The organism is Archangium primigenium (genome assembly GCF_016904885.1).
In the GTDB taxonomy this organism is placed as follows: Bacteria; Myxococcota; Myxococcia; order Myxococcales; family Myxococcaceae; genus Cystobacter; species Cystobacter primigenius.
The window spans coordinates 2,940,055-2,952,598 of sequence record NZ_JADWYI010000001.1 but is presented as its reverse complement, the minus strand read 5'-3'; the positions used below and the strand labels follow the sequence as shown (position 1 = coordinate 2,952,598).

Annotated in this window: 8 protein-coding genes; 1 reads left to right on the top strand and 7 read right to left on the bottom strand. The window is 71.6% G+C overall.

Going from position 1 to position 12,544, the window contains the following annotated elements; genetic code table 11:
• Window positions 1–2: 2 nt before the first annotated feature.
• A complete protein-coding gene (panB, locus tag I3V78_RS12585; protein ID WP_204487457.1) occupies window positions 3–911 on the bottom strand; it encodes a 3-methyl-2-oxobutanoate hydroxymethyltransferase in 909 nt (302 codons plus the stop codon).
• Window positions 912–1,078: 167 nt separating this feature from the next.
• A complete protein-coding gene (locus I3V78_RS12580) occupies window positions 1,079–1,723 on the bottom strand; it encodes a deoxynucleoside kinase (protein WP_204487456.1) in 645 nt (214 codons plus the stop codon).
• 217 nt (window positions 1,724–1,940) lie between these two features.
• On the opposite strand from I3V78_RS12580, the gene I3V78_RS12575 reads away from it, so the two are divergent.
• Window positions 1,941–2,240 (top strand): hypothetical protein, encoded by a 300-nt coding sequence (locus I3V78_RS12575; RefSeq protein ID WP_204487455.1) that lies wholly within the window; start codon window positions 1,941–1,943, stop codon window positions 2,238–2,240.
• Window positions 2,241–2,266: 26 nt separating this feature from the next.
• Here I3V78_RS12575 and I3V78_RS12570 read toward each other — a convergent pair whose 3' ends face one another.
• The 5 genes from I3V78_RS12570 to I3V78_RS12550 all read right to left on the bottom strand — a co-directional run bounded on the left by I3V78_RS12570 (window position 2,267) and on the right by I3V78_RS12550 (window position 12,520).
• Window positions 2,267–2,668 (bottom strand): hypothetical protein, encoded by a 402-nt coding sequence (locus tag I3V78_RS12570; protein WP_204487454.1) that lies wholly within the window; start codon window positions 2,666–2,668, stop codon window positions 2,267–2,269.
• Window positions 2,669–2,671: 3 nt separating this feature from the next.
• Window positions 2,672–3,502 carry a 16S rRNA (adenine(1518)-N(6)/adenine(1519)-N(6))-dimethyltransferase RsmA gene (gene rsmA / locus I3V78_RS12565; protein ID WP_204487453.1) on the bottom strand — a complete coding sequence of 277 codons (831 nt, stop codon included), beginning with the start codon at window positions 3,500–3,502 and terminating at the stop codon, window positions 2,672–2,674.
• Window positions 3,503–3,514: 12 nt separating this feature from the next.
• On the bottom strand, window positions 3,515–4,513 hold the full coding sequence (tsaD, locus tag I3V78_RS12560) for a tRNA (adenosine(37)-N6)-threonylcarbamoyltransferase complex transferase subunit TsaD (protein ID WP_204487452.1): 999 nt from the start codon (window positions 4,511–4,513) through the stop codon (window positions 3,515–3,517).
• A gap of 34 nt (window positions 4,514–4,547) precedes the next feature.
• On the bottom strand, window positions 4,548–7,121 hold the full coding sequence (locus tag I3V78_RS12555; RefSeq protein ID WP_204487450.1) for a response regulator: 2,574 nt from the start codon (window positions 7,119–7,121) through the stop codon (window positions 4,548–4,550).
• Between the two features lie 152 nt (window positions 7,122–7,273).
• Entirely contained in the window at window positions 7,274–12,520 is a 5,247-nt protein-coding gene (locus I3V78_RS12550) for a J domain-containing protein (RefSeq protein WP_204487449.1), read from the bottom strand.
• Window positions 12,521–12,544 lie beyond the last annotated feature (24 nt).

Sequence of the window (12,544 nt, the reverse complement as noted above, 5' to 3'; positions counted from 1 at the left end):
GGCTAGACCGGCGCTCCGTAGATGGCGCCCAGCTTGTCGCCCACGTCCGCCGAGGGGGGCGCGTCCGAGACGGCCGGCTGCGTGGGCATCAGGCGCTGGGGCTGCTTGGACTTGAAGGAGTGCTCCTCGTCCGGGAAGCTGCCCTCGCGCACCTCGGCGAAGTACGCCCCCGCCGCCTCGGTGATGGCGCCGTGCAGGTGGGCGAAGCGCTTGACGAACTTGGGCTTGAAGTCCGGGTTCATCCCCAGCAGGTCGTAGCAGACGAGCACCTGGCCATCGCAGTGCTTGCCCGCGCCGATGCCGATGGTGGGGATGGACAGCCGCTGGGTGATCTGCCGGCCCAGCTCCAGGGGCACGCCCTCGAGCACCAGCGAGAAGCAGCCCGCGCGCTCCAGCGCGAGCGCGTCGTCGATCATCTTGCGCGCGGCGTCCTCGTCGCGGCCCTGCACCACGTAGCCGCCCATCTTGTGCACCGACTGCGGCGTGAGGCCCAGGTGGCCCATCACCGGGATGCTCGCGCGCGTGATGGCCGCCACGACGTCGGCGAACTCCGCGCCGCCCTCCAGCTTCACCGCGCCCGCGTGGCCCTCGGCCACCAGTCGGCCCGCGTTGCGCACCGCCTCCTGGGTGGAGACCTGGTAGCTCATGAAGGGCATGTCACCCACGACGAGCGCCCGCTTCGTGCCGCGCGCCACCATGGCCGTGTGGTAGACCATCTGATCCATGGTGACCGGCAGCGTGGAGTCATGGCCCTGGATGACCATGCCCAGCGAGTCGCCCACGAGCAGCAGGTCCGCCCCGGCCTCGTCGAGGATCCGGGCGAAGGTGGCATCGTAGGCCGTGACCATACAGATCTTCTGGCCGCTCTGCTTCTGACGCTTCAGCGTGTGGATGGTGACCTTGTCCTTCACGGTTCACCTCCTATGGGGTGAGGGGGAACGAGTACGGCGCACGGCCTGGACCCCCCTCGCCGTCCCCGAGGGGATCGACGGAGGAGACCATTGCGCCACACTCTAACGCCCTTGCCCGCCCCGCGGGGGGGAATGTCGTGAAGGCAGGCGGCCCGGCGGGCCCTCGCTCAGGCCCGCTTGGCCTGGGCCAGACGCTGGGCCGCGGCGCCCTGACTCGCGCGGTCGATCTTCTCCATCAACGCCTGGAGGTCGCCCTCGTTGTTCACGAAGTCGATGTCCGAGGTGTCCACCACGAGCAGCGGCGTCTCCGTGTAGTGGGAGAAGAACTCGTTGTACGCGTGCACGAGTTCCTCCAGGTAGCCCACGTCGAACTGGCGTTCGAACTCGCGGCCCCGCTTACGGATGCGGTAGAGCAGCACGTCCAGCCGGGCCTTGAGGTAGATGACCAGGTCGGGCCGTGTCACCCGGGGCGCGAGCGCCTCGAAGACGCGCTCGTAGAGCGCCAGCTCGTGCGAGTCCAGCGTCAGGCACGCGAAGATGCGGTCCTTGGCGAACAGGTAGTCGCTGACCGTCACCGAGTGGAACAGGTCCGGCTGGAACAGTTCCTGCTGCTGCTTGAAGCGCGAGAGCAGGAAGAAGATCTGCGTCTGGAAGGCGTACTTCTGCCGGTCCGCGTAGAAGTTGGCGAGGAAGGGATTCTCCTCGACGATCTCGAAGACACGCCGCGCGCTGAAGCGCCCGGCGAGGATGTTGGAGAGGCTCGTCTTGCCCACGCCGATGGGCCCCTCGACCACGATGTAGCGGTTGTCCATCCGCTTCGGAACCTCCGAACCACGCTGCTTGAAGTCACGCCGTGAGCCCCGCCAGGAGCGGGCCGACAACGGGGCGCGGATAAGAACACGGCCCAGGCGCCCGGGCAATGTTCCGGCGCGTCGCGCGCCTCGCCGGGCTTGACGGAATCCGGGGCGTCCACTACCAGGATGCCCACGCGCCAGGAGCGGCACGCGGGACGCGCGAGGACTGAACGAGATGAGCCGACGTCAGCGGCCAAGAACGGTCATCGAGCTGGAGACCCACCGGGCGTCCGTCCCCGAGATGGACGGTGAGCCCGCTACCGCCGCCGCGTCGGCGGAGGCCGTGGAGTCCCTGGAGCTGGATCCCCTCTACGGCGTGGCGCTGCTCAAGGTCGCCCTGGAGCTCAAGCGCCGCCGTGACGGCACGCCCGAGGAGATCCTCCGCGGGGTGCTCTTGCGCATGCGCCTGTCCGAGGTGGACTTCCGCGCGTGGCTCGCCGAGCGCGGGGACCTAGCCAAGGTGTTCGGCGAGTAGCCGCCCCTGGCTCCGGCCGCGTGGGCTCAGCGTCCGGACACCCAGCCGAGCAACACCGCGTCCACCGCGTTGCTCAGCGACTTGCAGAAGGCGTACTCGGTGCGCAGCCGCTCCACGGGCGTGGAGGCCTCGAAGCGCCGCGTCTCGAAGAACAGCGCGTACACCACCCGCTCGGCCACCTTGGAGCGGATGCACAGGTGCTCGCCCTGCACGTCCATGCGCGGCAGGAGCATGCGCTCCAACGAGCGGTAGACCCGCGCCATGTCGGTCGTGGCCCCCACGAAGGTGCAGGGGTCGGGCTGGGGGATGGACGAGGCATCACCCCAGGTCAGCAACACCTGACCGTCCGCGTGGGCGAACACCGCGTACAACACGCCAAAGCGGCCAAGGACCGGCGCCAGTGCCTCCACGGGCAGGGGGGTGTCCAAGCGTCAATCCTCCTCCGGCCCGAGCGCCCGCTCGATGGCGGCGAACTCCGTGGATGACAGCGTCTCCGCGCGCCGCATGGGATCGATGCCAGCGGTCTCCAGCGCCCGCTGCAGCCGCGCCGTATCCCCCAGGGACTTGTCGGACTTGAGGGAGTTGAGCAGCGTCTTGCGCCGCTGGGCGAAGCCCGCCTTCACCAGCCGGATGAAGCGCGCCCCGTCCGTCACCGGCGCCAGGGGCTGGGGGTGGCGGATGAGCCGCAGCACCGCCGAGTCCACCTTGGGCGGGGGATGGAAGCGCCGGGCGTCGATGTCGAAGAGGTTCTCCGCGCTGAAGTACAGGCCCAGGATGGCGGTGAGCAGGCCGTACTCGCGCCCGCCCGGCTCGGCCGAGAGCCGGTCCACCACTTCCTTCTGCAGGGTGAAGACGGCGCGCGACACGCGCTCGCGCTGCTCCAGCACCTGGAAGAGGATGGAGCTGGTCAGGTGGTAGGGCAGATTGCCGGCGACCTTCACCTCGGGAGCCTCCGCCACCTCGGCGAAGTCCACCGTGGCCGCGTTGCCGCTGACCACCCGCACGCCCGGGATGGCCTCCTTCTCCAGCACCGCGAGCATGTCGCGGTCCTTCTCCACCGCGGTGACCCGCGCCCCGGTGGCGGCGAGGAAGCGCGTGAGGTGGCCCAGGCCCGGTCCCAGCTCCACCACGGGCTCGCCCTCGCGCAGCTCCAGCGCGTCGGCGATGGCCTCGAGGATGTCCGGGTCTCCGAGGAAGTTCTGACCCCAGCTGTGCTTGGCCCGGAGCCCATGGCGCTGGAGGATGTCACGAGGTGTATCCACGAGGTGTTCCCTTCACATGCGCCAGGCGGGGTCCGCGGACAGGCTGAAGTCGCCGCGCAGTCCGCGACGCCAGGCCTCGTAACCCGCCACGGCGATCATCGCGCCATTGTCCGTGCACAACCGCACCGGGGGAAGGAAGAGCTTCAATCCCCGCTCCCGGGCGCGCTCCTGGCACAACGAGCGCAGTCGCGAGTTGGCCGCCACGCCCCCACACACCACCAGACGCTCGAGGCCCAGCCGCCGCGCCGCGCCCACGAACTTGCGCGACAGCGCGTCCGCCACCGCCTCCTGGAAGGACGCGCACAGGTCCGCCAGCCCCTGTCCCTCGGGCACCCCGTGCTTCTTCACGTGGTGGAGCACCGCCGTCTTGAGCCCGGAGAAGGACACGTCGAAGTTGTCCGCCCCCGGCAGCGCCCGGGGAAAGCGGATGGCCTCCGGGTTGCCCTTCTGGGCGAGCTGATCGATGGGCAGGCCGCCCGGGTAGGGCAGGCCGAGGATGCGCGCCGTCTTGTCGAAGGCCTCGCCCGCGGCGTCGTCCCGGGTGCTGCCCACCAGCCGGTAATGGCCGTAGTCCCGCACCTCGTAGAAGCTCGTGTGGCCCCCGGAGACGACCAACCCGAGGAAGGGCGGCTCCGGCGCGTCCTCGAGCAGGCGGATGGCGAGCAGATGGCCCTCGAGGTGGTTGGCCCCCACGAAGGGCTTGCCGGTGGCGAGGCTCAGGGACTTGGCCACCTGCACGCCCACCAGCAGCGCGCCAATGAGCCCCGGCCCGGAGGTGACGGCGATGAGGTCCACGTCATCGAGCCGTTTGCCCGCGCGGGTGAGGGCCTCGTGCAGCACGGGCATCACCTGCACCACGTGGTTGCGGCTGGCCAACTCCGGCACCACCCCACCCCACCGCCGGTGGATGTCCACCTGGGTGGAGACCACGTCCGAGAGCACCCGCCGACCGTCCTCCACGAGGGCGGCGGCGGTTTCATCACAAGAGGTTTCGAGTCCGAGGACGAGCAAGGGCACCTTCTCTACCAGGAGCCCATCGCCGCGCCTACTGCCCGAGCGACTTGAGCGCGCTTCGTGCGTCGGCCGCGTACTTCCCGCTGGGCTCCAGCGAGAGATAACGCTGATAGGCCTCGGCCGCCTTCTTCTTCTGCTGGGTCTGCTCGCGGGCCACGGCCAGGAACAACCACGCACTGGCGTTGCGGGGCTGCTCGCGCGTCACGTCCTCCAGCAGGCGGCTGGCCTCCCGGTAGTCGCCCGTCTCCCCCCGCACCAGCGCGATGCCCAGCCCCACCCGGGCCTCGGCATGGTCCGGCTTGAGCTCCAGCACCTCGCGGTAGGCCCGGGCCGCGGCCTTGTAGCGCTCGCTCGCCAGGGACTTGCGGGCCTCGCGCACCAGCTCCGCGAAGCGCGCCTCGGGATCCTTCTCGGCGGCGGCGGCCGTGGGCGGCGCCGCCCCCGGGGTTTCGGCCTTCGCCGCCGCCTCGGGGGCCGGCACGGGCGCGGCCGGGGCGGTGGCGGTGGCCGGCTCCGGAGTCGCGACGGGCGCCTTCGTCTCCGGCTCGGGCGTCTCCGGCGCCTTGGCCTCGGTGGGGGCCGGCGGCGCGGACGGCGTCGCGGCACGGGGAGCCGTCGGCGTCACGGTCGGCGCGGGCGCCTCGCCCCCCGAGCGGGTGAAGGCCACCACCGCCGCGGCCACGGCGATGGCCGCGATGCCCACGCCCACGAAGAGTCCGGTCCGCTTGGGCTTCTCGGACTCGGACACCTTGCGCTCCGCCGAGCCCGTGCGCGGCCGGGGCGTGGACTCCACGGAGGGCTTGCGCGCCTCGGCGGCGGGCGGGACCGCGGGCGCGGCCGGCGACACGGGCGCGACCGGAGCGGCGACGACCGGAGCGGCGGCGACGGGCGCGGCGACAACCGGAGCGGCGGCGACAACCGGAGCGGCGACAACCGGAGCGGGCGGCGCGGCCTCGGCGGGCACGGGCGGCATGACCGGCATCTTGGCCGACACGTGCGTCACTTCCTCGGCGGGCGTGGCGGGCTCCGGAGGAGGCACCGCCGCCAGCGGAGGCGACAGGGCCGCGCCCCCGAAGATGGGCGCCTTGGAGGCCAGGCTCTCCACCGGCGCGGCGGGCGCCACCGGCGTGGGGGTGACGGCCGGGACCGGGGCGGGGGCGGGGGCGACCGGTGCCGACGTGGGCGCGGAAGCGGAGGCGGAGGGCGCGCGAGGCGCGGGCGACCACGAGGGACCCCACCCCTGCGCCGAGCCGATTCCATCCTCGTCCACCCGGTCCCAGTCGAGCAGCAGGCTGCGCTGGGCCTCGTCCTTGGCGCGGTGGGCCGGCGCGGGATCCACGAGGAACGACGAGCCCTCGGCCGTGCGCGGCGGGGCCATCAGGTCCGCCTCGGCGGCGTTCGCCGGACGGCGACGGGCCTCGAAGACGACGACGTTGGCGAGCTGCGGCTGCGGCGCCACCTCGATGGGAATCTCCGGCGCGGGCGGCTCCAGGGCGGCCACGGGCTCGACCACCGGCGCCGCGACCACCTCGGGCTCGGGCATGGGCGCGACCGCGCGCAGCTCGGGCAGCGGCGCCGGCTCGACGGGCGCGCTCGGCGCGGGCGCGTTGTGCAGCCACTCCTCGATGCCCGGCTTGCCGCTCTGCACGGGCTCCTGCGACACGCTGCCCAGCTCGCGGATGAGCCCCTCGAAGTACAGCTTGCTGATGATGCCCAGGGCCGCGAGGTCGTCGAAGTCCGAGTCCTCCACCACCCGGCTCAACGAGCGCTTGCCATCGAAGAGGCGCAGCAGGCCGTTGACCTCGTCCGGGATCTCCGAGAGCCGGTCGGCCAGCTGGTGGTAGTCGATCTCGAAGAGCGTCTCCAGCGGCGGCAGCTGCTCGAGCATGCGGCCCCACTCGTCCAGCCGGCGCATGCCCTCCATGAGCAGGCCCTGGGTGGAGACCTCGATGCGCTCGGGGCGATCCAGCGCGGAGAACTGCACCTCGAACTCACCGTCGGTGGCGTTGAGCAGCCGGTAGAAGGCGTTCTCGCCCTTGAGCCGGCCCATCTCCGCGTCGATGACGCGGCCTTCCTTGAAGTAGATGGTGGCGACGCGGTCGCCCTTGATGGAGATGGTGCCCGTCTTGCGGCCGATCTCGAACGTCTGCACCAGGTCCACGACGCCCATGTCGACCAGGTTGCCCGCGAAGCCGCCCTTGGTCGTCTCGCGCCGCTCGATGCGCTCCTTGTCCGCCTTCTGGAGGATCATCGTCACGCGGGTGACGATCTCCTTGATGTAGATGGGCTTGGTTAAGTAGTCGTCCGCCCCCATCTCCAGGCCCTTCACCTTGGCCTCGACCGCCTTCTGGTTGGTCAGGAAGACGAAGGGAATGTGCTTGTAGCGCTCGTCCGTCTTGAGCGTCTTGCACAGGACCAGACCGTCCATCTCGGGCATCTTCGTGTCGGACAGCACCAGATCCGGTGGGCTGATCTGCACCTTCTCGAGCGCGTCCCTGCCGTGGATCGCGGTCGTGACGGAAAAGCCCGCCTTCTTCAGGCTGACCTCCATGACACGGAGACTCTTCGGGTCACCATCGACCAGGAGCAGGTGCTGCTTGGCCACGTTCGATTGCCTTTCGCTGCGGACGGTCTCCGACGGAGCGCCGGCGCGGAGAAGGCCGGATGATCACGCCCGCTCTCCGCGTGTGTCAATGGTCGAGGAGGCGACGGCCCCCGCCAGGAGGACAGGGGGCCAGGCACCTCCCGCCGGGCGATTCAGCGGAACAAGCCGCCCTTCTTCCCCGGAGGTGGATTCTTGCGGCGCATCTCGATGATGCGCATTTCCTGACCCGCCTCCAGGTGTTTGGGGTTGACACGCAGGGTCTCGCGGAAGTGCCGCTCGGCCCGCTCGATGTCCCCCTCCACCCGGGCGATCACCCCCAGCTGATAGTGGGCCCGCTCGCAGTGCGGATCCTTCTTGAGCGCCTCGGTCATCATCTGCCGGGCCTTGCCCGCCTCCGCCTTGCGTTGGGGGTCCATGTAGATGGCCCACCCCCTCGCCGCCAAGTAGGTCGCCTTGGGCTCCACCTGGAAGGCCCTGTCGAAATGTTCGGCCGCGGCCACGAAGTCCCGCTTGCGGAAGAAGACCTCGCCCATCTTGAACAGCTCCTCGGGATCCATGCCGCCGCCGGGCCGGGGCCGCAGCGACGGAGAGGCCCCCTTGGAGCGCAGCTCCTGGAGGTACGCCGCGCGCTTCGCGTCGTCGTAGAGCACCTCGTAGGCATCGCGGATGGCCTCGAAGATGGCCGTCATCTTGGGCGCCAGGGGCGAGAGCGACTGCGGCAGGCGATCCGGATGGAAGCGCTTGGCGAGCCCGAGGAACGCCGTCTTCACCTGCTCGCGCTTGAGGTCCGGGCCGATGGCGAGCCCCAGCATCGTGAAGTGATCCTTCTTCGCCTGGACGTCCGCGTAGCGCTTCTCGATGAGCTGGGCGAGTTGCTGCTCGTCCACGCCCGGCGAAGCGGGCGCCGGGGAGGCCGGTTTGGCGGCGGGCTCCGGCGCCCGGATGGGCGCTGGACGCGGCGCCTGCGCGCCCACGGCCGCTTCGCGCCCCCCCGCGACCGGACCCGGCGCGGGGGCGCGCGGGGCGGAGACCGGAGGCGCGGGCGCGCGGGGCGCTGGCGCGGCGGCCACCGTCGCCGCGGGCGGAGGCGCCCCGGCGGAAGGCGGCTCCACGGCGGGAGGCGGCTCCACGGCGGGCACCGGTGCCGCCGCCGGAGCAGCGCCGAGCTCGACCTGGACGAGCGACTCCAGATGGGCATCGACCTGATGCAGCGCGGCCTCGAAGGAGGCGTTGATGTCCCCCGCCGCTTCACCGGCCGAGGCCTTGTCGAAGGCGACGATGCGCCAGAGCACGTCCTCGGTCATGGGACGCACGTCCGGCTCCAGGACGGACGCGGGCGGAGGCGCCGCCGTGGTCGCCCGGGCGGACAGGTTCGGAGGCACGGAGGACGTCTGTCCGGCGGCGCGGGGCGTGGACGCGCCACTCGTGGAGGAGGAACGCAGGCCTGGCGGCACGGCGGCGACGGCCGGACGCGCGCCCGCCGCGGGCGGACGCATGCCGGGAGGCACATCGGCGCGAGGCGTGGTGGGCCGCTGGGGAACGACCACGGGCGGAGGCGGCACGACCGGCTCGGGTGAATCGGATGCCGACAACATGGCCCACGACTCCACGGGCGCGGCGCTCTCCGGAGACGGAACCGAGGGCTCCGCGACAGGAGGGGCCGGGGCCACGGGCTCCGATTCCTCCATGAGCCAGGCGTCCGGAGGAGCGGCACCCGCTCTGCGCAGGGCCTCCTCCATGTCCTGGATCAACGCGCTATTCGCCTGGGCCCGCGCTCCGCGCAGGGCGTCCGGGGTGTCCGCCACGCGGGGAGCGGGCGCCTGCGCGGGAACCACGACCTCGGGCGCCGGCGGCGGCGACGTGGGGGCGGCGTCGAACCACCCCTCGGTCGACGGAGACAGGTCGGCGAGCGAGACATCGAGCGCGGCGCCCTGGATGTCCTCGGGAGGAGGAAGGACATCGGTGAGGGTGGTGAAGACGAAGTCGTTCTCCTGGAGCGAGGACGAATCGGCGAAGGGCGCCGCCACCTCGGGGGACGAGACATTGACGGTCTCGACGTTCCCGGACGGGCCCTCCGGAGTGGACAGTCGCTCTTCCCGCGCGGAGCGGAACCACGCCTCCTCGGCGAGCCGGGCCGCTTCCTCGGCGAGCCGTGCGGCGTCCTCGGCCAGACGCTGCTCCTCGAGGATGCGGGACGCTTCCTCGGCCAGGCGGATCTGCTCGGCCAGACGCGCCTGCTCGATCTGCTGCCCCTCCGCGAGAAGCCGGGCGGCATTCTCGGCGAGCCGGGCCGCTTCCTCGGCTTCGTTGAGCGCTTCCGCACGATGCCAGGCCGCTTCAGCCAGTCGCGCCTTCTCCGCGCGCAGAGACGCCTCGGCCAGGCGCGCCTCCTCCGCCAGGCGGGCCTCTTCCGCCAGGCGGGCCTCTTCCGCCAGGCGGGCCTCTTCCGCGCGCCGTGCGGCCTCCTCGGCCAGACGCGCCTCTTCCGCGAGCCGTGCCTGTTCCTGCAAACGGGCCGCTTCGGCCAGCCGGGCCTCTTCCGCGAGCCGTGCGGCCTCCGCCGCCAGGCGTGCGTCTTCGGCCTTCCGGGACTCTTCCGCGCGCCGTGCGGCCTCCTCGGCCAGGCGGGCCTCTTCCGCGCGCCGTGCGGCCTCTTCAGCCAAGCGGGCCGCCTCGGCCAGACGCGCCTCTTCCGCGCGCCGTGTGGCCTCCTCGGCCAAGCGGGCCTCTTCGGCTTGCCGTGCCTCTTCGGCCTGCCGCGCCTCTTCGGCCAAGCGGGCCTCTTCCGCGCGCCGTGCGGCCTCTTCAGCCAAGCGGGCCTCTTCGGCCAGACGCGCCTCTTCCGCAAGCCGTGCGGCCGCCTCGGCCAAGCGCGCCTCTTCGGCCAAGCGCGCCTCTTCGGCTAGGCGTGCTTCTTCCGCGCGTCGCGCCGCTTCTGCGGCCAAGCGCGCCTCTTCGGCTAGGCGTGCTTCTTCCACAAGCCGCGCGGATTCTTCGGCCAGGCGAGCCTCTTCCGCGAGCCGTGCGACCTCTTCGGCCAAGCGCGTTTCTTCGGCCAGCCGGGCCTCTTCCGCGAGCCGCGCGGCCTCCTCAGCCAGGCGCGTTTCTTCGGCCAGACGCGCCTCTTCCGCGAGCCGCGCGGCCTCCTCGGCAAGGCGTGCTTCTTCGGCCAGACGCGCCTCTTCGGCTAGGCGTGCTTCTTCCGCGAGCCGTGCGGCTTCTTCGGCCAGGCGTGCTTCTTCGACCAGACGCGCCTCTTCCGCGAGCCGCGCGGCCTCCTCAGCCAGGCGCGTTTCTTCGGCCAGACGCGCCTCTTCCGCGAGCCGCGCGGCCTCCTCGGCAAGGCGTGCCTCCTCGGCCAAGCGTGCCTCTTCGGCTAGGCGTGCCTTTTCAGCGAGCCGCGCGGCTTCTTCGGCCAGGCGCGCCTCTTCCGCGAGTCGCGCGGCCTCCTCGGCCAAGCGTGCTTCTTCCGCGAGCCGTGCCTCCTCGGCCAAGCGTGCCTCTTCGGCTAGGCGCGCCTCTTCGGCGAGCCGCGCGGCTTCTTCGGCCAGGCGCGCCTCTTCGGCGAGCCGCGCGGCTTCTTCGGCCAGGCGTGCCTCTTCCGCGAGTCGCGCGGCCTCCTCGGCCAAGCGTGCCTCTTCGGCTAGGCGTGCCTCTTCCGCGAGTCGCGCGGCCTCCTCGGCCAAGCGTGCTTCTTCCGCGAGCCGTGCCTCTTCGGCTAGGCGTGCCTCTTCCGCGAGTCGCGCAGCCTCTTCAGCCAAGCGTGTTTCTTCCGCGAGCCGTGCCTCCTCGGCCAAGCGTGCCTCTTCGGCTAGGCGTGCCTCTTCAGCGAGCCGCGCGGCTTCTTCGGCCAGGCGTGCCTCTTCAGCGAGTCGCGCGGCCTCCTCGGCCAAGCGTGCTTCTTCCGCGAGTCGCGCGGCCTCCTCGGCCAAGCGTGCTTCTTCCGCGAGTCGCGCGGCCTCCTCGGCCAAGCGTGCTTCTTCCGCGAGCCGTGCCTCTTCGGCTAGGCGTGCCTCTTCCGCGAGTCGCGCAGCATCCTCAGCCAAGCGTGTTTCTTCCGCGAGCCGTGCCTCCTCGGCAAGGCGCTCCTCCTCGGCAAGACGTGCCTCTTCCGCGAGTCGCGCGGCCTCCTCGGCCAAGCGCGCCTCCTCGGCAAGGCGTGCATCCTCGGCAAGGCGTGCCTCTTCCGCGAGCTGTGCGGCTTCCTCGGCCAGACGCACCTCTTCGGCCAAGCGTGCTTCTTCGACCAGACGCGCCTCTTCCGCGAGCCGGGCCTCCTCGGCCAAGCGCGCCTCTTCCGCGAGCCGTGCGGCCTCTTGGGCCAGGCGTGCTTCTTCGGCCAGGCGTGCTTCTTCGGCCAGACGCGCCTCTTCGGCCAGGCGTGCTTCTTCCGCGAGCCGTGCGGCCTCTTCGGCCAAGCGTGCTTCTTCGACCAGACGCGCCTGTTCCGCGAGCCGTGCGGCCTCTTCGGCCAAGCGTGCTTCTTCGGCCAGACGCGCCTCTTCCGCGAGTCGTGCGGCCTCCTCGGCCAAGCGTGCCTCTTCCGCAAGCCGGGCCTCTTCCACGAGCCGAGCCTCTTCCGCGAGCCGTGCGGCCTCCTCCGCCAAGCGCGCCTCTTCCGCGAGCCGTGCCTCCTCGGCCAGGCGTGCCTCCTCGGCCAGGCGTGCCTCTTCGGCCAGGCGTGCCTCCTCGGCCAGGCGTGCCGCTTCCGCGAGCCGTGCGACCTCCTCCGCTTGCCGAGCCTCCTCGGCCAGCCGGGCGTTCTCGCGCTCCGTCCATTCTTCGACGGACAGCGACTCGACGAGCCCTTCGCGCTCCAGGACCTTCAGCAGGATGTCCATGGACGGAGGCACGCCCTCCAGGCGATGGAAGTCCGGGAGCGCCTCCAGCAACGTGCGCTCCTCCTCCCCCTGCACCCAGGGAGCGCAGGCGTCCACGTCCACGCACCGGTACATGCGTGCGGCGAGGGCCTCCTGGCGCAAGGGCTCGAAGGCGGCACGGACCACCCGAGTCCCCGGGATGGGCAGGAACATCTCCTCGATGTCCCCTTCCTCGAAGTCAGCGGACTCGGCGAACTGGCTCAGGCGGCGCACCTGCGCGAGCACCTGGTGCTCGGCCACGCCCCGAGCGGACAGCCCCAGGCTCTCCAGCAGTTCCTCGTCCGGGGCGCCCGCGCTCTCGCGGGCCCACAGCGCATCCAGCGTCTCCGGAGAGAGCAGACCGGACTGCAACAGCGACTGCACGGGCGTCTGGAACCCGAAGCCCAGGCGGGTCCCCACCAGGTTGCCCTCCTGGAGGAACAGCAGGGACTCCTGGTCCCCGGCCCGGAGCGTGAGCCGGCCAGTGGAGCGGGACTTGTGGACGGAGTACAGCGTGTCGGCGACCTGCGAGGCGGGCATGCGGCGCCCAGTGTAGTCCGTCCT